Source organism: Streptomyces sp. NPDC002276, assembly GCF_053891435.1.
The window spans coordinates 221,865-245,687 of record NZ_JBSFCQ010000005.1 but is presented as its reverse complement, the minus strand read 5'-3'; the positions used below and the strand labels follow the sequence as shown (position 1 = coordinate 245,687).

23 protein-coding genes are annotated in these 23,823 nt (G+C 69.7%); 11 read left to right on the top strand and 12 right to left on the bottom strand.

The features are described from left to right. Positions 1–80: 80 nt before the first annotated feature. Positions 81–1,193: a Gfo/Idh/MocA family protein gene (locus ACWIHT_RS15745; RefSeq protein ID WP_456168427.1), complete on the bottom strand. Its 1,113-nt coding sequence runs from the start codon at positions 1,191–1,193 to the stop codon at positions 81–83. 132 nt (positions 1,194–1,325) lie between these two features. Here ACWIHT_RS15745 and ACWIHT_RS15740 point away from each other — a divergent pair, with 132 nt between their 5' ends. Beyond that, positions 1,326–2,351: a sugar phosphate isomerase/epimerase family protein gene (locus ACWIHT_RS15740; RefSeq protein WP_456168425.1), complete on the top strand. Its 1,026-nt coding sequence runs from the start codon at positions 1,326–1,328 to the stop codon at positions 2,349–2,351. A 117-nt stretch (positions 2,352–2,468) separates the two neighbouring features. Here ACWIHT_RS15740 and ACWIHT_RS15735 read toward each other — a convergent pair whose 3' ends face one another. After that, on the bottom strand, positions 2,469–3,122 hold the full coding sequence (locus ACWIHT_RS15735) for a TetR/AcrR family transcriptional regulator (RefSeq protein WP_456168423.1): 654 nt from the start codon (positions 3,120–3,122) through the stop codon (positions 2,469–2,471). A 73-nt stretch (positions 3,123–3,195) separates the two neighbouring features. On the opposite strand from ACWIHT_RS15735, the gene ACWIHT_RS15730 reads away from it, so the two are divergent. After that, positions 3,196–3,588: a Dabb family protein gene (locus ACWIHT_RS15730; protein WP_456168421.1), complete on the top strand. Its 393-nt coding sequence runs from the start codon at positions 3,196–3,198 to the stop codon at positions 3,586–3,588. A 118-nt stretch (positions 3,589–3,706) separates the two neighbouring features. Here ACWIHT_RS15730 and ACWIHT_RS15725 read toward each other — a convergent pair whose 3' ends face one another. The 4 genes from ACWIHT_RS15725 to ACWIHT_RS15710 form a co-directional block, all read right to left on the bottom strand. Further along, positions 3,707–4,393, bottom strand: a complete 687-nt coding sequence (locus ACWIHT_RS15725) for a response regulator (RefSeq protein ID WP_456168419.1) — start codon at positions 4,391–4,393, stop codon at positions 3,707–3,709. Next, positions 4,393–5,571, bottom strand: a complete 1,179-nt coding sequence (locus ACWIHT_RS15720; RefSeq protein ID WP_456168417.1) for a sensor histidine kinase — start codon at positions 5,569–5,571, stop codon at positions 4,393–4,395. The genes ACWIHT_RS15725 and ACWIHT_RS15720 overlap by 1 nt, the downstream gene beginning before the upstream one ends. 95 nt (positions 5,572–5,666) lie before the next feature. Next, positions 5,667–7,913, bottom strand: coding sequence for an MMPL family transporter (locus tag ACWIHT_RS15715; protein ID WP_456168415.1), 2,247 nt, complete (start codon positions 7,911–7,913; stop codon positions 5,667–5,669). Between the two features lie 96 nt (positions 7,914–8,009). Beyond that, positions 8,010–8,432, bottom strand: a complete 423-nt coding sequence (locus ACWIHT_RS15710) for a secondary thiamine-phosphate synthase enzyme YjbQ (protein WP_456168413.1) — start codon at positions 8,430–8,432, stop codon at positions 8,010–8,012. Between the two features lie 133 nt (positions 8,433–8,565). Here ACWIHT_RS15710 and ACWIHT_RS15705 point away from each other — a divergent pair, with 133 nt between their 5' ends. The 6 genes from ACWIHT_RS15705 (at position 8,566) to ACWIHT_RS15680 (ending at position 13,764) form a co-directional block, all read left to right on the top strand. Beyond that, the gene (locus tag ACWIHT_RS15705) at positions 8,566–8,649 is read left to right on the top strand and encodes a putative leader peptide (protein WP_315986669.1); all 84 of its coding nucleotides are present in this window, start codon (positions 8,566–8,568) and stop codon (positions 8,647–8,649) included. A 127-nt stretch (positions 8,650–8,776) separates the two neighbouring features. After that, entirely contained in the window at positions 8,777–9,682 is a 906-nt protein-coding gene (locus ACWIHT_RS15700) for an ABC transporter permease (RefSeq protein WP_456168411.1), read from the top strand. Continuing rightward, complete coding sequence (locus ACWIHT_RS15695) at positions 9,655–10,422, top strand: ABC transporter ATP-binding protein (RefSeq protein WP_456168409.1); 768 nt, start codon at positions 9,655–9,657, stop codon at positions 10,420–10,422. Before ACWIHT_RS15700 ends, ACWIHT_RS15695 begins: the two co-directional genes overlap by 28 nt. Positions 10,423–10,466: 44 nt before the next feature. Beyond that, on the top strand, positions 10,467–11,492 hold the full coding sequence (locus ACWIHT_RS15690) for an ABC transporter substrate-binding protein (RefSeq protein WP_456168407.1): 1,026 nt from the start codon (positions 10,467–10,469) through the stop codon (positions 11,490–11,492). Between the two features lies 1 nt (position 11,493). Then, positions 11,494–12,636 carry an LLM class flavin-dependent oxidoreductase gene (locus ACWIHT_RS15685; protein ID WP_456168405.1) on the top strand — a complete coding sequence of 381 codons (1,143 nt, stop codon included), beginning with the start codon at positions 11,494–11,496 and terminating at the stop codon, positions 12,634–12,636. Between the two features lie 51 nt (positions 12,637–12,687). Then, positions 12,688–13,764 (top strand): NAD(P)-binding domain-containing protein, encoded by a 1,077-nt coding sequence (locus ACWIHT_RS15680; RefSeq protein WP_456168403.1) that lies wholly within the window; start codon positions 12,688–12,690, stop codon positions 13,762–13,764. A gap of 87 nt (positions 13,765–13,851) precedes the next feature. Here the strand turns inward: ACWIHT_RS15680 and mltG are convergent, their stop codons facing one another. Beyond that, positions 13,852–14,697 carry an endolytic transglycosylase MltG gene (gene mltG, locus ACWIHT_RS15675; protein ID WP_456168401.1) on the bottom strand — a complete coding sequence of 282 codons (846 nt, stop codon included), beginning with the start codon at positions 14,695–14,697 and terminating at the stop codon, positions 13,852–13,854. 62 nt (positions 14,698–14,759) lie between these two features. Further along, a complete protein-coding gene (locus ACWIHT_RS15670; protein ID WP_456168399.1) occupies positions 14,760–16,568 on the bottom strand; it encodes an ABC transporter ATP-binding protein in 1,809 nt (602 codons plus the stop codon). Positions 16,569–16,699: 131 nt separating this feature from the next. Here ACWIHT_RS15670 and ACWIHT_RS15665 point away from each other — a divergent pair, with 131 nt between their 5' ends. After that, the gene (locus tag ACWIHT_RS15665; RefSeq protein WP_456168397.1) at positions 16,700–17,167 is read left to right on the top strand and encodes a MarR family winged helix-turn-helix transcriptional regulator; all 468 of its coding nucleotides are present in this window, start codon (positions 16,700–16,702) and stop codon (positions 17,165–17,167) included. A 21-nt stretch (positions 17,168–17,188) separates the two neighbouring features. On the opposite strand, the gene ACWIHT_RS15660 is transcribed toward ACWIHT_RS15665, so the two are convergent. Next, complete coding sequence (locus tag ACWIHT_RS15660) at positions 17,189–17,827, bottom strand: HD domain-containing protein (RefSeq protein ID WP_456168395.1); 639 nt, start codon at positions 17,825–17,827, stop codon at positions 17,189–17,191. A gap of 96 nt (positions 17,828–17,923) precedes the next feature. On the opposite strand from ACWIHT_RS15660, the gene ACWIHT_RS15655 reads away from it, so the two are divergent. Further along, positions 17,924–18,904, top strand: a complete 981-nt coding sequence (locus ACWIHT_RS15655; protein WP_456168393.1) for a GlxA family transcriptional regulator — start codon at positions 17,924–17,926, stop codon at positions 18,902–18,904. A gap of 15 nt (positions 18,905–18,919) precedes the next feature. Here ACWIHT_RS15655 and ACWIHT_RS15650 read toward each other — a convergent pair whose 3' ends face one another. Next, positions 18,920–19,624, bottom strand: coding sequence for a TetR family transcriptional regulator (locus ACWIHT_RS15650; RefSeq protein ID WP_456168391.1), 705 nt, complete (start codon positions 19,622–19,624; stop codon positions 18,920–18,922). Positions 19,625–19,683: 59 nt separating this feature from the next. Here ACWIHT_RS15650 and ACWIHT_RS15645 point away from each other — a divergent pair, with 59 nt between their 5' ends. Then, positions 19,684–20,544: an SDR family NAD(P)-dependent oxidoreductase gene (locus ACWIHT_RS15645; protein WP_456168389.1), complete on the top strand. Its 861-nt coding sequence runs from the start codon at positions 19,684–19,686 to the stop codon at positions 20,542–20,544. Between the two features lie 64 nt (positions 20,545–20,608). On the opposite strand, the gene ACWIHT_RS15640 is transcribed toward ACWIHT_RS15645, so the two are convergent. Both ACWIHT_RS15640 and ACWIHT_RS15635 read right to left on the bottom strand, forming a co-directional pair. Beyond that, positions 20,609–22,006: a cation:dicarboxylate symporter family transporter gene (locus ACWIHT_RS15640; RefSeq protein WP_456168387.1), complete on the bottom strand. Its 1,398-nt coding sequence runs from the start codon at positions 22,004–22,006 to the stop codon at positions 20,609–20,611. 171 nt (positions 22,007–22,177) lie between these two features. Continuing rightward, a complete protein-coding gene (locus ACWIHT_RS15635; protein WP_456168385.1) occupies positions 22,178–23,818 on the bottom strand; it encodes a peptide-N4-asparagine amidase in 1,641 nt (546 codons plus the stop codon). Positions 23,819–23,823 lie beyond the last annotated feature (5 nt).

Below are 23,823 nucleotides of genomic sequence, written 5' to 3'. Positions count from 1 at the left end.
CGCCATTCCGCTGGCTCCTGGTCGGGTGGCGCCCGGCGACCGAGGCGGCAGCGGCGGTGCCAGGACTCACCGGAAACGCCCTACGCGGACCGCTCCCCCTCCACCGCGCCGACGTCGACCCAGCCGCCACTCCGCGCCGACTCGACGACGGCACGCGCCAGTTCGGCCGCCCGCAGCCCGTCGGCGAACGTCGGCAGACCCGTCACCCGCTCGCCCCGGACCGCCGCGTAGGCCTCGGCGGTGAAGTCCGCGAAGCACTCGTAGTAGCCCTGCGGATGCCCGGCGGGCAGCATGGCCGCGCGCCCGGTGGGAGCGCCGGTCCGGGCGGGGTCGCGCAGCAGCACCTCGTTGGCGTCCCGGCCGCCGATCCAGAGCGACTCGGGGGTCTCCTGGCGGAAGGCGTAACTGGCGTCCGGGCCGTCGAAGGAGAACGACAGCGCGTTCTTGTACCCGGCGGAGGCCTGGCTGACCACCACGGAACCGATGGCCCCGGCGTCGGTTTCGAGCAGTACGACGGCGCCGTCCTCGGTCTCCACGGGACGCGGGGTGCCGTCGGCCGCCGGCCGGGCCGGAACCGCGCGGGCGAAGGACGCGTTCACCCTGGTGATCCGCTGGCCCGTCACGAACTCGGCGAGGTCGCACCAGTGCACGCCGATGTCCCCGAACGCGCGGGTGGCTCCCCCACCGACCGGATCGACACGCCAGTTGGTGGCCTCGGCGTCGGCGAGCCAGTCCTGGAGATAGCTGCCGTGGATCAGCCACGGCGGCCGGTGTCCGGGCCGGGCCAGCCGAGCGCGCGCCTCGCGTACGGAGGCGTAGTACCGGTACACGAACGGCACGGCGGTGACCAGGTCGCGCTCCGCCGCCAGTTCGGTGAGTTCACGTGCGGTGGCGGCATCGGTGGCAAGGGGTTTCTCGCAGACGACGGGGACACCGGCGCCGAGTGCGCTGCGGGCGAACCGGGCGTGCGTAGCGTTGGGTGTGCACACATGCACCATGTCCACCCCGTGGCGGAGAACGTCCTCGACGGAGTCGAAGCCACGGCCGACCCCGAACTCCGCCGCGGCCCGACGCCCCTTCTCCGGCGTCGAGCCGACGATCCCGACCACCTCGGCACCGGCCACCACGGCGGACCGCGCATGGACGGCCCCCATGAAACCTGTGCCCACGACGGCGACGCGGAGCTTGCTCATGGCAGACCTCGACTCTCTGTTCCGGCACGCGATATTGCGTAGATCAATCAAAAGAAGACGATGAACAACCACAGAAGACCCGACTTTTGCTCAGATTAAGCTAAAGTATCTGGAACGCCAAGGAGGCCTCCCATGAACCAGAGCCAGGCACCGGCACGCCAACCGGTCACCCTCTTCACCGGCCAGTGGGCGGACCTGCCGTTCGAGGAGGTGGCGCGGCTGGCGAGCGAGTGGGGATACGACGGCCTGGAGATCGCGGCCTCGGGCGACCACCTGGACCTGGCGCGCGCGGAGGCCGACCCCGATTACCTGATGCACCGTCAGAACACCTTGGAACAGTACGGGTTGAAGGTCTGGGCGATCTCCCACCACCTCGGCGGACAGGCCGTGTGCGACGACCCGATCGACTTCCGCCACCAGGCGATCCTGCGCCCGGAGATCTGGGGCGACGGCGACCAGGAGGGCGTACGGCAGCGTGCGGCCGAGGACATGAAGCGGGCGGCCCGCGTCGCGCGCAGGCTCGGCGCGGACACCGTCGTGGGGTTCACCGGCTCGAAGATCTGGAAGTACGTGGCGATGTTCCCGCCCGTCCCCCAGTCCGTGATCGACGAGGGGTACGAGGACTTCGCGCGGCGCTGGAACCCGATCCTCGACGTGTTCGACGCCGAGGGCGTGCGCTTCGCCTACGAGGTCCACCCGTCCGAGATCGCCTACGACTACTGGACCAGTGAGCGCACCCTCGAAGCGATCGGCCGCCGCCCGGCCTTCGGCTTCAACTGGGACCCCTCGCACATGATCTGGCAGGGCGTCGACCCCGTCGGCTTCATCACGGACTTCGCGGACCGCATCTACCACGTGGACTGCAAGGACACCCGAGTCCGCCCGCCGTACGGCCGTTCCGGCATCCTCGGCTCGCACCTGCCCTGGGGCGACCCGCGCCGACGCTGGGACTTCGTCTCCGTCGGCCACGGCGACATGCCCTGGGAGGACGCGTTCCGCGCCCTGGCCGCGATCGGCTACGAAGGCCCGATCTCGGTCGAATGGGAGGACGCGGGGATGGACCGACTGCACGGGGCGGCCGAGGCCGTCGGCCGGATCCGCGCCGCGCTCTGGCCGCTGCCGCAGGCGGCGTTCGACGCGGCGTTCAGCAATCAATGAGCACGGTCGGCAGACACGAGATCACACCTCACGTCCCTGATCAGCCGTCAGCATGGCAGCCCCTTCCTGCCCGCCCCGCCCCTGAACTGAAGCCGACATCGGCGACAGACGGACCGCTCAGTCGCTCCCGTACGCGCGCAGGAAGGTGTCCACGGCCGTGTCCGCGATGACGCGGAGTTCGGCGGCGGGGACGCGCCGGGTGCCCAGCCGGGAGCGGGCCTCCAAAGGGCCGGTGAGCAGGGCGAGGAAGTGTTCGGCGGCCTGCTCCGGGTCGCACGGGCGCAGGCGGCCGGCGAGCGAGAGGCGGGCCAGCCGGTCGGCGAGCGCCGCGCGGGGACGGTGCGCGGTGCGCTCCTGCACGGTCTCGATCAGGTCGGGGAAGCGCGCCACCTGGGCGTAGGTCAACCAGCGCAGCGCGCGGGCGCGTTCACCGCAGCAGATCCGCAGAAGCCGCTGGGCCAGGTCCGCGAGCGCCATCCGCAGATCACCGTCCGGGGCGCGCTCACGCAACCGCTCGACGACCGCGAGGTTCTCCGCCATCAGGGCGTCGGCCGCTGCCTCGATGGTGTGGCGGAAGAGGGTCTCCTTGTCGTTCAGGTGGTTGTAGACGGTCGGTTTGGCGACGCGCGCCTCCTCCGCGATCTCCTGGACGCACGCCTCTGCGTATCCGCGCCGCGCGAAGACGGCGAACGCGGCGTCCAGAATCGCCTGCCGCTTGTCGACCCGCCCGTGCGAGACGCCTCTGCCACCGCTTGACGCTGTTGAACCCATGGGTTCATTCTAACTTCCTTACTGATGAGGAAGATTTACTAAACCGATCAGTTCAATCAAGGGGCGGGAAATCATGATCGTTCACATGCTGCGCTTCGCCTTCAAGGACGGGACCACCGAGGAGCAGAAGGCCCAAGTGCTCACGCTGATGCGGCGAACGGCGTCCGTCGAGTCGGTCTCGTTCGCCACCGTCGGGCAGAGCCTGGGCGATCCCGCCGACGGCCTCACCCACGCCTACTGCGTGGGCATCGAGGATTTGACGGCGCTGGAGCGGTACATGCACGACCCGGTCCACCTGGCGGGAGATCCCGAGATCATCCCGCACCTGGCCAAGATCTCCATCGGCCCCGACCTTTCCGACGACATGGCCCCAGAGCTGGCCGGCAGGATCATGGCGCTGCACGAGAAGAAGGCCGCCATGTACCCGGAGTGGGCCGCCCAACTCGAACCGCTCCTTGACATATAGGTCGCCGGTCACCGGGACAGCTGTCGGCGCGTGCCGCCGATCGCGTGTGCGGGGTGGACTTCAGGTGTCCGACGCTCATGGTCAGTGCCGACGGACGGAGTACTCACCAGCCCGCGCCCTATCCCTCGGTCTGCTGTGCGGTACCCGGGCGGACCATTCCCGTCTCGTAGGCGATGACGACGAGTTGCGCCCGGTCTCTGGCGCCGAGCTTGGCCATGGCCCGGTTCAGGTGGGTCTTGACGGTCACCGGGGTGACGAAGAGCCGCTCGGCGATGTCCTGGTTGGTCAGGCCCCTCGCCACCAAGCCCATCACCTCGCGCTCCCGTGGCGTCAACGCGGCCAGCCGTTCCGGATCCGTAGGGCCGTACGGAACCGGCTGCGAGAGGAACCGTGCGATCAGTCCCCTGGTCGCGGCGGGCGACAACAACGCCTCCCCCTCCGCGACCAGGCGCACCGCGTCCAGGAGTTGGGCGGGTTCGACACCCTTCCCGAGGAACCCGCTGGCTCCGGCCCGCAGCGCCTCGACGACGAATTCGTCCACCTCGAACGTGGTAAGCACCAAGACCTTCACCCCCGCCAGGTCCTCGTCCTCACCGATCAGCCGGGTGGCTTCGAGGCCGTCGACCTCGGGCATACGGATGTCCATCAGCACGATGTCCGCCCGCTGACTGCGAGCGAGTTCGACCGCTTCCCGGCCGTTGGCCGCCTCCCCCACGACCTCCATGTCCGGCTGGGCCTCGATGAGCAGCCGGAAGGTACCGCGGAGCAGTGCCTGGTCGTCGGCGAGGAGGACACGGATGGTCATCAATAGCCTTTCGGGGAAAGGGCGACGGGGAGCAGGGCGAAGACGCGGAACCCGCCCTCCGGCCGGGGCCCGGCCGTGACGGTGCCGCCGATCGCGGCGGCACGTTCGCGCATGCCCATCAGCCCGTGCCCACTGCCCGCACCGCGCGTCGGGCCGGGGCGGCCGTCGTCCGTCACGGTGATCCGCAGGATCTCCGGCCGGTAATCCAGGGCCACTTGGACGTGCGTGGCCGCCGCGGCGTGCTTGTGCGCGTTGGTGAGCGCCTCCTGGACGATGCGATACGCCGTCAGGTCGGTGGTGGGCGCCACGGCCTCCGGCTCGCCGCACCGCACCACCTCGACAGGCATTCCACTGGTACGGAAGGACTCGACCAGGGCGTCGAGTCCGCTGAGGCTCGGGAGCGGCTGACGGGACTCGGGGGCGTCGTCGGGCTGGCGGAGCAGACCGACCGTGGCACGGAGTTCGTCGAGCGCGGCGCGGCTGTTCTCCGAGATGTGGGCCAGCGCCTTGTACGCCCTGTCAGGATCGCTCCGCATCAGGAACTGGGCCACCCCGGCCTGGGCGTTGACCAGGGTGATGTGGTGCGCCACGACGTCATGCAGTTCGCGCGCTATGCGAACACGTTCCTCGGTGACACGACGGCGGGCCTCTTCCTCCCGCGTTCGTTCGGCCTCCTCGGCACGGGCCACGACCCGGGCAAGGCGAATACGGCGCCTGCGCACGGCGTCTCCAAGGGCGGTGGCGGCGATCCCCAGGTCCAGCCTGGCGAGCGTGTGTCCCGAGATCGCCGACTGCGACGACGCGATCGTGTAGGTGGTGGTGATCGCCGCGGTCACGGCGAGCCCCGCGATCCAGGCGGCTCGGCGCGGAGCGTGGGTCACGTAGGTGTAGAGCGCGACCAGACTCGCGGCCGGAACCAGCCAGTACGACGGCGTGTCCACCAAGTGGGCCAGGTCGATTCCGAGCGTCACGCACAGCACGGCCAGCGGCCAACGGCTGCGGAAGACGAGCGGCGCGCACGCCAGGACCGTCCAGCAGACCCCGTCGGGATGAGGGAGGTGCCAACTGGTCTTGCCCACGGCGTTCGATCCCACGGCGAGCCCCACCAGCATCACCGCCGGGAACGCGTCCCTGACCCGATCATGCCGACTCCACCAGCTCGGCCAGGTGTGTGTCACTCGCACCCCTTCAAGGTACGCAGAGTGTGCCGGTTCGACGTACGCGGCGCGGGCCGGGTGACTGGACCCGGCCCGCGCTGTCGAACGGTCGGCTCTCAGTCCTGGATCCCGGCAGGCTGCGGTTCGCGTCCCGCATTCGGAACGAGGTGGACGGGCTCGTCGGGCGGGCCTTCCACCGACACCCGGGGAAGGGCCCGGTCCAGCCGGCGCGGCAGCCACCAGTTCGTCCGGCCGAACAGATGCATGAGAGCGGGTACGGCGATCATCCGGATGAGCAGAGCGTCGAGGGCGACGGCCACGGCGAGGCTCAGGCCGAATTCGGCGATCACGCGCATCCCGCCGAAGACGAAGGCGCCGAAGACGCAGAACATGATGGCCGCGGCGACCACGATCACCCTGCCGGTCTCGGCCTGGCCGACCCGGACCGCGCGCCGGTTGTCTCCGGTGCGGGCCCATTCCTCACGCATCCGGCTGACCAGGAAGACCTGGTAGTCCATGGACAGCCCGAACATGACGCCGATGATCAGGATCGGTACGAACGACTCGATCGGACCGGCGGAACCGGCTCCCAACAGGCCGCTGCCGAAGCCGTGTTGGAAGACGAGGACGATCGACCCGAAGGCGACACCGATGCTGAGGAGGTTGAGCAGCGCGCCGACGGCCGGGACCAGCAGGCTGCGGAAGGCGATGGTCAGCAGCAGGAAGCCGAGGACGGCGATGACCGCCAGGAACATGGGCAGTTTGCCGACCAGTACCGACGCGAAGTCGTCGTTGCTCGCCGTGGTGCCCCCGATGTAGACGTGCATCGAGGTGCCCTTCTCCAGGGGTGGCACCACGTCCGAGCGCAGATGGTCGATCAGGTCCGACGTCTTGACGGACTGGGGTGAGGTGGTCGGCACCACCTTGATCACGCCGACGTCCTGTCCCTCGCGCATCGGGGCGGCCGAGACACTCGCCACTCCGTCGACCTGGCGAAGCTCCTTGGCCAGGTCGGCCGCGGCTGCCTTGTCCGCGGCGGTGGGCGCCTGGACGGCCAGCACGAGCGGGCCGTTGAAGCCGGGGCCGAAGCCGTCGGCCATCATGTCGTACGCCTGACGGTTCGTCGACGACGTCGGGAGATTGCCGTCGTCGGCCGAGCCCAGGCGCATGGACAGGGTCGGGAACGCGACGGCCGTGACGATCGCCACGGCGAGCAGTCCGAGGATCTTCGGGTGGCTCTGCACCCGCGCGGCCCACCGTCCCCAGAACCCCGTCTCGTCGGCGGCCCGGTGATCGTGCGCGGTCAGCTGCCTGCGCTGCTTACGGCTGAGCACCTTGAGCCCGATGAAGCCGAGCAGCGCCGGCAGCAGCGTGATGGCGGCCAGCACGGTCAGGACGACGGTGATGGCGGCGCCGATGGCCATGCCGTTGAGGATGCCGAGGCGCAGGGTGAACATGCCGAGCAGCGCTACGACCACGGTCAGACCGGCGAAGATCACCGCGCGGCCGGAGGTGTTGAGCGCCTTCGCCGTCGAGTCGCCGACGCTCATGCCGTCCATCAGGTTGTGGCGGTGGCGGTTGACGATGAACAGGGCGTAGTCGATGCCGACCCCGAGGCCGATCAGGGCGCCCAGGGTGAGTGTGGTGTCGGGGAGGGTGACGACATGGCTGAGCAGCATGACGGACAGTGAGGCGGTGCCGACGCCCGCGACGGCCGTGATGATGGGGAGCGCCGCCACCCACACGGCGCGGAAGACCAGCAGCAGGATGACGAACGCCGCGACGATGCCGAGCCCTTCACTGGCCGGGTTCGACGCGGGAGTGACGGAGAACGCCTGGCCGTTCAGCGCTATGTGGAGCGTGCCGGACTCGGCCGCGGTGGCTAGCTTCTCCACCTTCTTACTCTGGTCGTCGCTGCTGCCGTCGGCGAAGGCGACGGTCGCGTAGGCCGTCGTACGGTCCTTGCTGATCTGCTGCTTGCCCGTCGCCGTGTACGGGCTGCTGACGGACACCACGCCCGGCGCGTGCTCGATCCGGTCGAGCGCACTGGTCATGGCCCGCTTCACGGACGCGTCGGTGACGGTGCCGCCGTGCACCTGCCAGACGACGTTTCCGCTCTCGCCCGCCGATTTGCTCGCGCCCTGCTTGAGGAGCGTGATGGCCCTGGCCGAGTCGGTGTTCACCGCCGTCGTGCTGTTGCCGAACTTGGTACCGGCCACGCTGATTCCGGCGACGAGCGCGAACAGCAGCCCCACCCAGGCCAGTAGGACGACGAGCCGGTGCCGATGGCACCAGCTGGCTAGAGCGGACATCAGTGGACCTCCGGAGTTGCGCCACAGGGTCGTGCCGGCGATCTCCGGCATCCTCCTGAATTTCGCAGTTCCGGAATCTCTCGTCGTTGGCCCAGCGCAGACACTTGCGCCTACTGCGCTCGCAGCAGGCACCCAGGACGATCCAGCTCATCCCAGGAAGCTCAACCGCACCTGACGGTTGGCATTGTCCGTGTTGGTGTCGACCAGACAGACCGACTGCCAGGTCCCCAACTCCAGTCGCCCGCCCAGCACCGGCAGCGTCGCGTGCGGCGGTACGAAGGCCGGGAGGACGTGGTCGCGGCCGTGGCCGTGGCTGCCGTGGCGGTGCTGCCAGCGGTCGTCGGCGGGGAGGAGGGTGTGCAGGGCGGCGAGAAGGTCGTCGTCGCTGCCCGCCCCGGTTTCGAGGATCGCGACGCCCGCGGTGGCGTGCGGGACGAAGACGTTGAGGAGGCCGTCACGGCCGGCCGCCACCTCCCGCAGGAAGGCCTCGCAGTCGCGGGTCAGGTCCATGACCCGCTCCCGGGAGCCGGTGGCGACGTGCAGAACTCGGGTGGTGAAGGCAGCTGACATGTTCCCATCCTGACCCATGCGCCGAGTCACCCACCCGCTGCTCGACCGACTGGCCGACCGGCCTGTGATACGAGGGGTCCAGTCAGCGAGACACCATTGACCGTGGCACGCCATCTGACCTAGTTTCGGCCGCATGTTGCGTTCAGTTCTGCTCACCACGCGCGGTCACATCGACCTGCTGCGGGTGGCCTCCGCCGCGTGTTGTCGCGGCTGCTGACGCCTTCTTCCGTCTCACCCCCGCTTCTCCCGCACTCCGTCGCGCCCGCGCACACCGTCGTGACGCGGCGGCGTTGAGGCGTACCCCCTTCCTCACCGGACGCTCTCCCCCACTCCGTGGAGCACCCATGAGCATCAGCCATGCCCCACCCGGCTCCCCCGGGCCCGACATTTCCCGTATATCCACTTCGAAGACCGGCCCGGACGCGCGCTCGGACGACCCCACACCCCTCGAACTCGTCCCCCTCGTCCCGACCTCCTCCCGCCGCACCCGCGTCCCCCGCTGGCTGCGCCGCACCACCGGCCCGCTCGCGCTGCTCGCACTGTGGCAACTCCTCAGCGGCACAGGCGTGTTGACCTCCGACGTGCTCGCCTCGCCCGGGCGGATCGCGCACGTCGGCTGGGATCTGATCGACAGCGGTTCGCTGACCTCGGCCATGGCCACCTCGCTCCAGCGGGTCGCGATCGGGCTGCTGCTTGGCACCGTCATCGGCACCGGACTCGCCCTGGTCTCCGGCCTGTTCAGGATCGGCGAGGACCTGGTCGACGCGCCCGTGCAGATGCTGCGGACCGTGCCCTTCGTGGGGCTGATCCCGCTGTTCATCATCTGGTTTGGCATCGGCGAGGCTCCCAAGGTCGCCATCATCACGCTCGGTGTGACCTTCCCGCTCTATCTCAACGTCTACGCCGGGATCCGGGGCGTGGACAGCCAGTTGATCGAGGCCGGGGAGTCGCTCGGGCTGTCCCGCTGGGGGCTCGTGCGGCATGTGGTGCTGCCGGGCGCGCTGCCCAACGCGATGACCGGGCTGCGCTACTCCCTCGGCATCGCCTGGCTGGCGCTCGTCTTCGCCGAGCAGATCAACGCGGACGCCGGAATCGGCTTCCTCATGGTGCAGGCACGGGACTTCCTACAGACCGACGTGATCGTGGTCTGCCTGATCGTCTACGCCTTCCTCGGCCTGCTGGCCGACTTCGTCGTCCGAACCCTCGAAAGGCTGCTGCTGCAATGGCGACCGACGTTCACGGGCCGGTGACCGCACAGCCGGTCACCTCGCAGCCGGTTACCTCGCAGGCGGTGCGCGTCGAGGGGCTGACCCGCTCCTTCGACGGCCGCCCCGTCATCGACAGGCTTCAACTCGACGTACGGCAGGGCGAGTTCGTGGCACTGCTCGGCCGGAGCGGCTGCGGAAAGTCCACGCTGTTGCGCATCCTCGCCGGGCTCGACCGGGACATCGAGGGCACCGTCCTCGTACCGCGCCGCAAGGCCGTCGCGTTCCAGGCGCCCCGGCTGATGCCGTGGAAGAAGGTGTGGCGCAACGTCCTGCTCGGACTGCCCGGCAAGCCCGAACGGGCCGTGGCGGAGCGGGCGTTGACGGAGGTCGGGCTCGGGGACCACTCCGACGCCTGGCCCAAGACGCTGTCCGGCGGTGAGGCGCAGCGTGCCTCGCTGGCCCGTGCCCTGGTGCGCGAGCCCGATCTGCTGCTGCTCGACGAGCCGTTCGGCGCGCTCGACGCGCTCACCCGCATCAAGGCCCAGCGGCTGGTGGGCGAGTTGTGGCAACGGCGGGGCTGCGCCGTCCTGTTGGTGACCCATGACGTCGAGGAGGCCGTGCTGCTCGCCGACCGGGTCCTGGTGATGGACGACGGCGTCATCGCGCACGAGCACCGCATCGACCTCGACCGGCCGCGCGACATCACCGACCCCCGCTTCGCCGAACTGCGCGCCGGACTCCTGGAACGCCTCGGCGTCGACACCGCCGCCGAAGCCGCCTGAACTCCCCCCACCCATCGCTCACTTGCACAGGAAACGGATCCCCCATGCGACGTCGCCTCGTCCCCGCCGCACTGCTCCTCCCCCTCGCCCTCCTGCTCACCGCCTGCGGTGGCAACTCGTCCGCCAGCACGGGGACCGACACCGACGGCACGGGTTCCGTCACGCTCGACGTCGGTGACCAGAAGGGCGGTTCGGAGGCCATCCTGAGGGCCGCCGGTGAACTCAAGAACCTGGACTACAAAATCAAGTGGTCCACGTTCACCTCCGGCCCGCCGCTCCTCGAAGCGGTCAACGCCAAGGCCGTCGACATCGGCGGCGTCGGCAACACCCCGCCGGTGTTCGCCGCGGGCGCGGGCTCCAAGATCAAGGTGGTGGCCGCCTGGCACGGCAACTCCGAGGGCGAGGCCATCCTCGTGCCGAAGGACTCCAAGCTGACCGGTCCCGAGCAGCTCAAGGGCAAGTCCATCGCCGTGGCGCAGGGTTCCTCCGCGCACTACCAGCTGATCGCCTCCCTCAAGGCGGCCGGGCTCACCTTTAGCGACGTCAAGGTCAAGTACCTCCAGCCGGCCGACGCGCTGGCCGCGTTCACCAGCGGCAAGGTGGACGCCTGGACGGTGTGGGACCCGTACACCTCGCAGGTCCTCGAAGCGAAGCAGGGCCGCATCCTGACGACCGGCCAGGGACTGGTCAACGGCCTCAACTTCCAGGTGGCGGCGCCCTCCGCGCTGGCGGACGGCAAGAAGGCCGCGGCCATCAAGGACTATCTGGAGCGGCTGCGGCGCGCCCAGGACTGGGTCTACGACCACCCCGACGCGTGGGCCAAGGTGTGGGCGAAGGACACCGGGCTGCCGTACGCGGTGGCGCTGGCCTCGGTGAAGCGCACCAACGCCTCCCGGATCGCGGTCGCCGTGGACAAGCCGCTGATCGCCTCGGAGCAGGCGATCGCGGACCAGTTCACCTCGCTGAAGCTGATCCCCTCCAAGGTCGACTTCGCCGACTTCGTCGACACCCGTTTCAACGGCAGCCTGCCGGTCTCGACGACCGCGCCGCGCGTCTACAAGGAGAAGTGACATGACCGTCCGTCTCCACTGGTTCCTGCCGACCGGCGGCGACGGCCGCACGCTCGTCGACCGGCACGCCTACGGGCCCAACCGTGCGGGGGCGGTCCGTGGCGTGCGTCCGCCGGACATCGAGTACCTGGCCCAAATCGCCAAGGCCGCAGAGCAGTTGGGCTTCGAGGCGGTGCTCACGCCGACCGGCACATGGTGCGAGGACGCCTGGCTGACCACCGTGGCGCTCGCGCAGCACACCGAGCGGCTGAAGTTCCTGGTGGCGTTCCGGCCGGGGGTGATCTCGCCGACGCTCGCCGCGCAGATGGCGGCGACCTATCAACGCCTCACGCGCGGGCGGCTGTTGCTCAACGTCGTCACCGGTGGCGACTCGGCCGAGCAGCGGCGGTTCGGCGACCATCTCGACCACGACCGGCGGTACGCCCGTACGGACGAGTTCCTGTCGGTCGTACGAGGGGTGTGGCGGGGCGAGCCGTACGACTTCGACGGTGCCCACTACCAGGTCGAGGGCGGGCTCACCGCGCTGCCGCCCGATCCGGTGCCGCAGGTGTTCTTCGGTGGTTCGTCGGCGGCGGCCGGGCCGGTCGCCGCCCGGCATGCGGACGTGTATCTCACCTGGGGAGAACCGCCCGCGCAGGTCAAGGAGAAGATCGACTGGATTCGCGGGCTCGCCGAGCGCGAGGGGCGGGACGTCCGGTTCGGGGTACGGCTGCACACGATCTCGCGGGACTCGTCGGCCGAGGCGTGGGCGACCGCGAACCGGCTGCTCGACGATCTCGACGCGGACACGATCGCGGCGGCGCAGACCGCGCTCGGGCGCAGTGAGTCGGTGGGCCAGCAGCGGATGCTGGCGCTGCACGGCGGTTCGCGTGCCGATCTGGAGATCCACCCGAACCTGTGGGCGGGGGTCGGTCTCGTCCGGGGCGGCGCGGGCACCGCGCTCGTGGGCAGCCATGCCGAGGTCGCCGATCTGATCGAGGAGTACCACTCGCTGGGCGTCGAGCACTTCGTGCTGTCCGGGTATCCGCATCTGGAGGAGGCGTACTGGTTCGGCGAGGGCGTGATTCCCGAGCTGGCTGCGCGCGGGCTGGTCGAGGGCCCGGCGCGGGCGGGGGTGCCGTTCCTGGTGGGCAGCGGGCGCTGAGCGCGGGCGGACCGCGGGAAGATCCACGGCCTCGGTGCTGTTCGTAGAAGCGTGAACAATACCCGTGAGGTCGGCGTGGTCGTCATAGGCGCCGGGCAGGCAGGGCTGGCCGGCGCCTATCACCTGCGGCGCACCGGTTTCGAGCCGGAGCGCGACTTCGTGGTGCTGGACCACGCGCCCGCGCCGGGCGGCGCCTGGCAGTTCCGGTGGCCGTCACTGACGTACGGCAAGGTGCACGGGATGCACGCGCTGCCGGGCATGGAACTGACCGATGGGGATCCCGACCGGCCGTCCGCCGAGGTGATCGCCGAGTACTTCGCCGCCTACGAGCGCGCCTTCGACCTGCAGGTACGGCGGCCGGTGGATGTGACGGCGGTCCGGGAGGGCGTGGGCGGGCGGCTGCTCGTGGAGACATCGGACGGTACGTGGTCGACGCGCGCGCTGATCAACGCGACCGGCACCTGGGACCGGCCGTTCTGGCCGCGCTATCCGGGCCAGGAGACTTTCCGGGGGCGGCAGTTGCACACCGCTCAGTACCCGGGGCCCGAGGAGTTCGCCGGGCTGCGGGTGGTCGTGGTGGGCGGGGGTGCGTCCGGTACGCAGCATCTGATGGAGCTGGCGCCGTACGCGGCGGCGACGACGTGGGTGACCCGGCGTCCGCCGGTCTTCCGCGAGGGGCCCTTCACCGAGGACGTGGGGCGGGCGGCCGTAGCGTTGGTGGAGGAGCGGGTGCGGCAGGGGCTGCCGCCGAGGAGCGTGGTCTCCGTCACCGGGCTGCCGCTGAACGACGCGATCCGGCAGGCGATCGCGGACGGGGTCCTGGACCGGCAGCCGATGTTCGACCGGATCACACCCGAGGGCGTGGCCTGGGACGACGGCCGGCATGTGGACGCCGATGCCATCCTCTGGGCCACCGGATTCCGGGCGGCGATCGACCACCTGGCACCGCTGAAGCTGCGCGGCCCGGGCGGCGGCATCCGCCTCGACGGCACCCGGGTGGCCGCGGATCCGCGCATCCATCTGGTCGGCTACGGGCCGTCCGCGAGCACCATCGGCGCGAACCGCGCAGGGCGCGCGGCCGTACGGGACATCAGACGGCTGTTGGCCGGGGAGCCGGTCGCGGTCTGAGGTCGTTCCCGGGGGGCTTCGTCTCTACGACTCGTCGGGCGGCGTCGGCCGGGAGGCCGAGCGCCGCCGTGCGTCGTCCCGGGCGGATCACTTCGCGGGCTGCGAACTGCCGCTCTTCTGGGTCGCGTTGAACTCCGCGACATTGCGCTGGTGTTCCTCGTAGGTGGCCGCGAAGCGGGTGTCGCCGGGCTTGACCGTGACGAAGTAGAGCCAGTCGCCCGGGGGCGGGTTGATCGCGGCGCGCATCGCGTCCTCGCCCGGGTTGTCGATCGGGGTGGGCGGCAGACCCATGCGCTGGTAGGAGTTGTAGGGGCTCTCGACCCGGGTGTCGCTCGTGGTCGTCCTCAACGTGGCCCGGTTGAGGGCGTAGTTGATGGTCGAGTCCATCTGGAGCGGCATCCCGCGTTCGAGGCGGTTGAAGATGACCCGGGCCACCTTCCCCATGTCGGCCTTGGAGGCCGCCTCGGCCTGCACGATGCTCGCGATGGTGACGGCCTGGTAGACGTTCATCGCGTTGCGCTGGGCTCCGGCGGCGACCGGTGCTCCGTTGAACTTCTGGCTCGCGGTGTTGACCATGAACGACAGCAGCGACTCCGGTGTGGCCTTCTCCTTCAGCGGATAGGTCGCCGGGAAGAGATAGCCCTCGGGGTTGCCCTCCGCGTCGTTCGGCAGTTTGAGGCCGGCTTTCGGGATGGACTTCTTGGTGGTGCCGGCCGGGAGCGCGAGGGCCTTGTCGACGGCGTCGTAGATCTGGCCCGAGCGCCAGCCCTCCGGGATGACGAGTGACGTGGGGCGCGCGTCCCCTTCGTCCTCCAGGCTGAGCAGCGGCACCGCCACGGCGGTACCGGCCACGACGGCCCCCGTCGCGATGAGGGCGACCCGGCCCCGGCGGGTCAGTCGAATCGTGCTCCGTGGCGGAGTGTTCATCTGCATGCGGGCACGGTAACCCGCATATCGTCACAATCCCGGCATATCTTCAGCTTGTCGGTTTCGGTTCAGCTGGTCGGTTCCAGTTGGGCGTCCCGGCGTACGAGAGCCGCGTACCGCCCGTCCTGTTCGAGCAGTTCTTCGTGCGTACCCCGTTCCACCACATGCCCGGAGTCGAGGACCACGATCTGGTCGGCGCTGCGGATGGTGGACAGGCGGTGGGCGATGGTGAGCGTGGTGCGGTTGGCCGACAGGGCGTCGATGGCGTCCTGGACGGCCGCTTCGGTGCGGTTGTCGAGGGCGCTGGTGGCCTCGTCGAGGATGAGGACCGGCGGGTCGCGCAGGATCGTGCGCGCGATGGCCAGCCGCTGCTTCTCGCCGCCGGAGAACCGGTGGCCGCGCTCGCCGACGACCGTGTCGTACCCGTCGGGCAGGCCCGCGATGTGCTCGTGGATCTGCGCCGCGCGCGCCGCCGCGTGCAACTCCTCGTCGGTGGCGTCCGGCTTCGCGAAGCGGAGGTTGTCGGCGACCGTGGCGTGGAAGAGGTACGTCTCCTGGGAGACGACGCCGACGGCCCGCGCGAGCGTGTCGAAGTCCAGGTCGCGGACGTCGACCCCGTCGAGGGTGACCCGGCCGCCCGTGACGTCGTAGAGCCGGGGCGCGAGATAGCCGAGGGTCGACTTTCCGGCGCCGGTCGGGCCGACGATCGCGAGGCTGTTGCCCGCCGGGACGGTGATGTCGATGCCGTCGAGGATCGCACGGCGCTTGTCGTTGCTGTCGTATCGGAACTCGACGTCCTGGAAGGCGACTTCACCCTTGATGCTGTCCAGGTGGACCGGGTTCTCGCGTTCGGTGATGTCGATCGGGAGGTCGAGGTACTCGAAGATGCGGGCGAAGAGCGCCAGCGAGGTCTGGATCTGGACGCCGGTCGACAGCAGGCTGACGGCCGGGCGGAACAGGCCCTGCTGGAGCGAGACGAAGGCGACGATGGTGCCGATCGAGACGTCCGGGCCGCCTATCTGGAGGGCGATTCCGGCGGTCCAGTAGATGACGGCGGGCATCGCGGCCATGACGATCGAGATGACGGCCATGCGCCAGCGCCCGGCCATGTTCGACCTGATCTCCAGGTCGACCAGGCCCTCGGACTCCTCCGAGAAGGACTGGGTGAGCGAGTCGGAGCGGCCCATGGTGCGGCCGAGCAGGATGCCGCTGACGGACAGCGACTCGGTGACCGTGGCGGCCATCACGGCCATCTGCTTCTGGCGCTGGGTGGCGATCTTCTTGCGTTCGTTGCCGACCCGGCGGCTGATCCACACGAAGACCGGGAGCAGCAGCAGCGAGACGACGGTGAGCCGCCAGTCCAGGGCGATCATCGCGATGATCGTGGCGACCACACTGGTCAGGTTCGAGACCAGGGAGGTGGCCGTGGAGGTGACGGTGGCCTGCATTCCGCCGATGTCGTTGGCTATGCGGGACTGGACCTCGCCGGTGCGGGTCCGGGTGAAGAAGGCGAGCGACATGCGTTGCAGCCGGCCGTACACGGCGGTGCGCAGGTCGTGCATGACGCGCTGGCCGACCGTCGTCGAGATGAGGGTCTGTAGTACGCCGAAGATGCTGGTCAGGACGGCGCTCAGGATCATGCCGAGCGCGAGCAGGCTCAGCAGTCCGGTGCGGCCCTGCGGGATGGCGGTGTCGAGCGTCGCCTTCAGCATGAACGGGGTCGCCACGGTGACCAGGGACGCGGCGCCGACCAGCAGGCCGACGACCGCGAGCCGGGCGCGGTAGGGCTTGAAGAGCTTGAGGATGCGGCGCACCTGCCGGGGTTGGTCGGTCGAGGTGCCGGGGGACGGTGTCCAGTTGATGTCGTCGCGGGGCATGGTCTCCTACGGGATGGTGAGGCGATCAGGACTGGTCGGGCACTCAGAGCTCATGGAGCGATGAGAACTCGTGGAGCATAGCTCATTGTTACCTATACTCACAATGAACCAGGTCCTGATATTGTTCCCGCATGACCACCCCCGATTCCGACGGCCTCCTCGCGGAGCAGCTGCTGCGGCTGACCCGCCGGGTGCACCGCATCCAGAAGCACCATCTGGAGCAGCGCGACCTCGGCATCACCCCGGCCCAGTCCCGGCTGCTGCGCACCCTCGCGCACTTCGGCTCGCCACCGCGCATGGCCGACCTCGCCGAGCGCCTCGAAGTGGTGCCGCGCGCCGTGACGACGCTGGTCGACGGCCTGGAGGCGAGCGGCAAGGTGCGGCGGGTGCCCGACCCGTCCAACCGGCGGGTCATCCGGATCGAGATCACGGACGACGGACGCAAGGCGCTCAGCGAGCTGCGCGGTGCGCGACGGGGCGCCGCGGACGAGATCCTCGCGCCGCTCACGGATGTGGAGCGCGAGGTGCTGCGCACGCTGCTGGACACGCTGGTGGACGGCGCGCCCGGCACCCATGAGGAGCACGGGCGGAGCTGCTGACCACCGGCGGTCGCAGGGGCGTCACTCGGGCCAGTTCGAGTCCTTGATCTTCTCGACGAAGTCGCCGCGCACGAAGCCCGGTACGAAGTGGGCCAGGACGTCCGCCTTGATGTTGCCGAAGGTGGTCTCGGGGCGGTCCTTGATGCCCTCGGTGAAGGCGGCGAGGATCCCGTTCTTGAAGTCCGGGCGGGGATGCGCCGCCACGACGGCCGCACGCTGCTCGTCGGAGACGGCGTCGTAGCCGATGCCCACGACGTCCAGCGATACACCCCGGTTGACCAGGGCGATCTCGGCCGACATGTGCAGCGGGATCTCCTGGGTGGTGTGCAGGGCGATGCTCGTCCAGACCCGGTCGGCCGGTTCACCGCCGATGCCGTGCGCGTGCAGGAACCGGCGGGCCTCGTCGGCGCCGTCGATCTCGAAGCGCTGGTCGGTCCGGCGGAACTTCTCGGTGAGCCCGAGGTCGTGGAACATCGCAGCGACATAGAGCAGTTCGGGGTCGTAGCGGACCCCCTGCTCCCGCCCGCGCAGGGCGCCCCACAGGAACACCCGCCGCGAGTGGTCGAACAGCAGCGGCGACGCGGCCTCGCGCACCAGCTCGGTCGCCTCCCGCGCCAGAGCGGTGTCCGGGATCTCCACGCCTGCGATCACTTCACTCATCGTTCTTCCCTCTCCTCGGCGGCCTGTGCCTCCAGGATCTTCGGCGGCGTACGCTGGGGCCATGTCCTCAGAGCCACGAAAACCACGGATTCGGACATGACAGCGGTCCCGCCCCCTCGGGTCGGTTTCGTCGTCTTCGACGGTGTGACCATGCTCGACGTCAGCGGCCCGGCCGAGGTGCTGCACCAGTCGGGCAAGCTCGGTCATCCCTACGAGGTAGTACTGGTCTCCCCGCGCGGTGGCCCGGTCACCACCGCCAACGGACTGACCCTGACCGGCACGGTGACCGCGGCCGACGCCGGGCCGGTCGACACGGTGGTGGTCGCCGGAGGCGACCTGCTGGCCCAACACCCCACCGAGGAAGGGCTGTTGACCACGACCCGCACCCTCACCGAGGGCGCGGCACGGGTCACGTCCGTGTGCACGGGCGCCTTCGTCCTCGCCGAACTCGGCCTGCTCGACGGCCGTTCGGCCACCACCCACTGGCGGCAGGCCGCGACACTGGCCCGCCGTTACCCCCGGGTGCGCGTCGAACCGGACGCCATCCATGTCCGCGACGGCCGCTTCATCACCTCGGCGGGCATCACCGCCGGCATCGACCTCGCGCTCGCCCTCGTGGAGGACGACCACGGAGCGGCCGTGGCCCGGGACGTCGCCCGCGAGTTGGTGGTCTTCATGCAACGCCCGGGCGGTCAGTCGCAGTTCTCCGCCGCGACCACCACCCCGCCACCGCGCACCGATCCCCTACGGTCACTGATCGCGTCCGTGCTGGCCGACCCCGCCGCCGACCACAGCCTGCCCGCCATGGCGGCGACCGCGGCCGTCAGCACCCGGCACCTGACGCGGCTCTTCCGCACCGAACTCGGGACCACACCGGCCCGTTGGGTGGAACGGGTCCGTCTCGACCGCGCCCAACATCTTCTCCTTGAAGGCCACAGCGTCACTTCGGCGGCACACCACAGCGGGCTCGGCACCGACGAGACCCTCCGACGCGCCTTCGCCCGCCATCTGGACACCACGCCGACGCACTACCGCAGCCGTTTCGCGAGCACGCGCGGACGGTCGTCGACGACATGAGTCACTCGCGGCACTTCACCTCTCCACCGCTGGCAAGCCGTTCAGCAACGCCGTGAGGATGCGCGTGAGTTGGGGCTCGACGTCGACCAACGCGTGCGCCAACTCGGGATGTGTCTCGTAGAGCGTGCGGAGCCCGGTACCGGGGGCGGCCATCTGGAGGAGCGCCCCGGCCATGCTCGTGGCCGTGGCGATCACATCCACGGCGGCGCGCTCGGTGATCGCCAGCAGTCGGCACAACTCGGCCGCCACGGCGGCGACTTCACCGAGTACGACGATCTTGAACGCGTACACGGACTCCAGCGACACATTGCGTTCCAGGTTCAACGGCGCCTGAGCGAGCAGGTCGCAGAAGAACGGCCGCGCGACGAGTGACTGCGCGATGACGCCCGCGATCGCGCCGCGATCCGCGTCGGCGACTTCGGTGTCGTCGGTGGCATGGGCGTCGTCGGTGGCATCGGTGAATTCACTCAGCCGCGCGCGGAGCGCCGCCGACCAGTCCTCCCAACCCTCGGCGGTGAGCGCCAGGAAGATCTGCTCCCGCGTCTCGAAGTACCTCAGCATGGCGGACTTGTGCATGCCCACGGCCGCGGCGATGTCGGTGAGCGTGACCTCGCGCACGCTGCGGTCGGCGCCGAGGGATCGGGCGGCGTCGAGAATCGCCCGTTCGCGCTGCTGCTTGGCAGCGGCACTGCGGGCGCGTTGTGGGCTGGGCGTGCTCATGACGCAGAGCATAGCGCAACCCGGTTGCACTAATAACGAAACAGTGTTTTGCTAGACCCATGACACAGACATGGTTCATCACCGGTTCGTCCCGCGGCTTCGGCCGCAACCTCACCGTCGCCGCCCTGGAGGCCGGCGACCAGGTCGTCGCCACGGCACGCAAGCCGGAGCAGTTGGACGACCTCGTGAAGGAGTACGGCGACCGCGTACTCCCCGTCGCGCTCGACGTCACCGACCGAGCGGCGGCAACGGCGGCTCTCCAGGCGGGAGTCGACCGCTTCGGGGGGATCGACGTGGTCGTGAACAACGCCGGATACGCCAACCTCTCCCCGGTCGAGACGACCCCCGAGGACGACTTCCGCCGCCAGTTCGACACGAACTTCTGGGGCGTCTACAACGTCTCGACGGCGGCGCTCCCGTTCCTCAAGGCACAGGGCGCGGGTACGGTCGTACAGTTCTCGTCGGTCGGCGGCCGGGTCGGCGGAAATCCCGGACTCGGGTCGTACCAGGCGGCGAAGTTCGCGGTCGACGGCTTCACCCGCGTGCTCGCGGCCGAGACCGCGCCGTTCGGCATCAGGTACCTCGTCGTGGAACCGGGCGGTTTCGCGACCGACTGGGCCGGTTCGTCGATGCAGATCCCGGAGGTACCGCCGGAGTACGACGAGACCGTCGGCGCGCTGATCCGTCACTTCGACGGCCCCGTGACCGCCGCGGGCGACCCGAAGCGCGCCGGGGAGATCCTGGTCCGGATCGTCAAGCAGCCGACCCTGCCCTCCCACCTCCTCCTGGGCGCCTTCGCCGTCGAACTCGCGCAGAACTACTCGCGCGACCAGATCGCACAGGCGGCGGCATGGGAGCGGGTGAGCCAGTCGGCCGACTTCGACCAGCCCTACCCGGCGGACCTCGTCGACCACGCATAGAAGAACGGGCCGCGACTCCCCACCCCATGGGTGGACCAGGAGCCGCGACCCGTCACGACAGCTCTCAACTGGCCTCGGCGGCCGACTCCTTGACGAGCTGCGCGGGGATCTCCGCGTCCGCTTCCGCGCCGTTCTCCACGCCATCGTCTTCTACTTCTACTCCTACGACCGTGATCTCGCCGTCGAGGACCTTCTTCGCCCGCTCGATGTCGAGTGCGCCCTCCCAGCGGGAGACCGCGAAGACGGCGACGCAGTTGCCGAGGAGGTTGGTGACGACGCGCATCGAGTCCATGATGCGGTCCACGCCGAGGAGCAGGGCGACCGCGCCGGCCGGGATCGCGCCCAGCGAGGAGGCGGTCGCGGACAGGGCGAGGAAGGCCGAGCCGGGGATGCCGGCCATGCCCTTGCTGGTGAGCATGAGCACCAGGATCACGGTGATCTGCTGGCCGAGGCTGAGGTCGACACCTACGGCCTGGGCGATGAACAGCGTGCCGATGGACAGATAGAGGGAGGCGCCGTCGAGGTTGAAGGAGTAGCCGGTGGGCAGCACCAGGCCCACGGCGTCGTCACGGGCGCCGGCCTTGCGCAGCTTCTGCATCACGCGCGGCATGACGGACTCGGTGGAGGCGGTGCCGAGGGCGAGCAGCATCTCCTCACGGATGTAGCGGAGGAACTTCCAGAGGCTGAGCCCGGTGACCAGCCGTAGCGCGACGGCGAGCAGGGCGACGAAGAGCGCGGCGGCGACGTAGCAGAGGATGATCAACTTGGCGTAGGTCTTGATCACGCCGAGTCCGTACTGGCCGACGAGGACGGCCATCGCGCCGAATACGGCGAGCGGGGCGAGGCGCATGACGAAGCCGACGATCGCGAAGATGATCTCCTGGGCCTGCTCGATCGCGGGCAGCACCTGCGGCACCTTGGTGTTGCCGAGGTGGAGCAGCGCGGCGCCCACCAGGCAGGCCAGGATGAGGACTTGGAGCAGGGAGTTCTCGGCGAAGGCGCCGATGAAACTGGTGGGCAGCGCGTTGACGATGAACTCGGTCGTCGAGGGCAGCGCGGCACCGCCCGTCTTGGCGTCCACCGCCGAGGTGTTCAGGGTGGACGGGTCGACGTGCATCCCGGAGCCGGGCTGGACAACGTTGGCGAGGACCAGGCCGATGATCAGCGCCGCGGTGCTGGCGACCTCGAACCAGATCAGCGCCTTGAGGCCGATCCGGCCGAAGGCCTTGAGGTCACCGGCCTTGGCGATGCCGACGACGACCACACAGAACACGAGCGGCGAGATGATCGTCTTGATGAGCCGGGTGAATCCGTCGCCGAGGGGCTGGAGGTCGGTGGCCACGTCGGGCCACAGCTTTCCGACGAGGATTCCGAGGACGAGCGCGCAGGCGACCTGCGCGAAGAGAGAGGTACGCAATATGCGTGCGACGCGTCGCGGCAGGGACGGGACGGACGGCGGCACGGGCACTCCTTGGGGGGACGGTCGTTCGCGGAAGTCGAGTGGGGTGACTTCTGCGATACGGAAAGCGGCTTCCAAGTGGACACTTTGGAGCCGTCGTTGATCGCCCGGAAAACCTCCGTGTGACAGCCGTGTAAATCACGCACCTGAGTGACGCGTCGCACGCACGACGGCTCAGCAGCCGCTGCGGTCCTCGGTCAGCACCCCCTGCGCGGTCGCCAGCGAACGGTCGTAGCAGCCGCCCGAGCCGTACAGCCGATAGCGCTCGCTCGACGTCCCCACCGCGTGCCGCTGATCACGGGGCACATTGAGCGTGTACGTCGCGTCACCGCTGTAGGTGTCGTCGAGCCGCGACCACCCGGTCCGGCGGCCGTCCCGCGTATCGACTACCGCCGCCCGGTCGCCGAGCGTGAGAACGGTACGCAGTCGGTCGTCCGTCCCGATCGTCGTCGCGCCGTTCATCGTGTACGTCCGATGCGTGGTGGTCGTCCGGGCCGGTCCCCGTCCGTCGACGGTCACCGACTCGTCGTCCGTCCAGGTCGCGTTGAGCCCGTCCATGTTCTCGCCGTCGATCCAGCGGTGCACGGAGGTGTTCGCGAGCTTCCGGTCGACGGTGGTCGCCACCCGTCCGTGCGAGGTGTCGACGTAACCGGCGACGGTCAGCCGATGGCCCGCGTCGGTGTCCACGCGTTCCTCCGAACCGGGCGTGTACGTCGAGGAGTTGGCGAGCTCGCCCGCCCGGTCGAGCGTGAGCTTTCCGGTGACGTGGGCGCGGTGCGCGTCCTGCCAGACGAGCACGTTCACCGGCGCGCTCCAACCGCTCTGCCCCTCGGGCACGCCCACGACGGAGACGTCGACGTGGTGCGGGCGGCCGTCGTTGAGCAGCCCGGCGAAGGGGGTGAGGTCGTATTCGATCGGCTTGACGTCGAAGGCGCGCGGGCCCGGAATGACGTACCAGAGGAAGGGGTCGGACCAGCCGCCGGTCCACACGTTCGGGAACGGGTCGGCGATTCCGGCGAGTTGGCCGTCGACCTTGATCTGCACTTCGCGGTAGGGGCCCTTGTCGGCCTGGCAGGAGTACGGCGCCGAGTCGGGCACCGCGAGATACCAGAACTCCTCGCAGCCGCCGCCGGATCCGGTGGCGTACACCTCGGCGACGATGCGTTCGCTGTTGCGCGGGGTGGTGACGGTCGAGTCGGTGCCGAGGGTGAGGACGCGGTCGGGGGTCTGTGCCGCGGCCGGTCTTCCCTCGTAGAACGTCAGCGTGGCCTTGACGCCGATGACTCCGGTGTAGGTGTCGTCGACGACGTTGCCGATGAGCATCTCGACGTTCTGCGTGCCGCGGAAGGTGGCGCTGTAGCGGGTGACGTCCTTCTCGACGGACCACGCGATGCCGTCGGGCGAGGGCTCCGGTGTCGAGGTGCGCAGGATCTCGACCCCGCCGACATGCAGATAGCCGAGGCGGTCGTACTGGCGGCCCTTGACCGTGCCGTCGAGGCGGAGCACGACCTTGCTCCAGTGGTCGCCGCAGCCCTTGGGCGGTGTGTACGTCCCCTGGTACGGGGTGAAGTCGCGGAACTCGGTGTCGGCGAGGGTGACTTGGCAGGACTTGCCGGCGGGTCTGGCGATGGGTGGGGCGGCGGTCAGTGGGTCGTGCCAGTCGGTGCCGAACTCGGCGGGGACATCGGCCGATTGGGCTTTGATGTCGGCCGATGAGGCCTTGGTATCTGCCGCCCGGGCGGGGCTCACGCCTAGAAGGGTGCTCGCCAGGAGGGTCGCCCCGGCGAGCATGGACATGACTATCCGGCTTCTCATGGGCG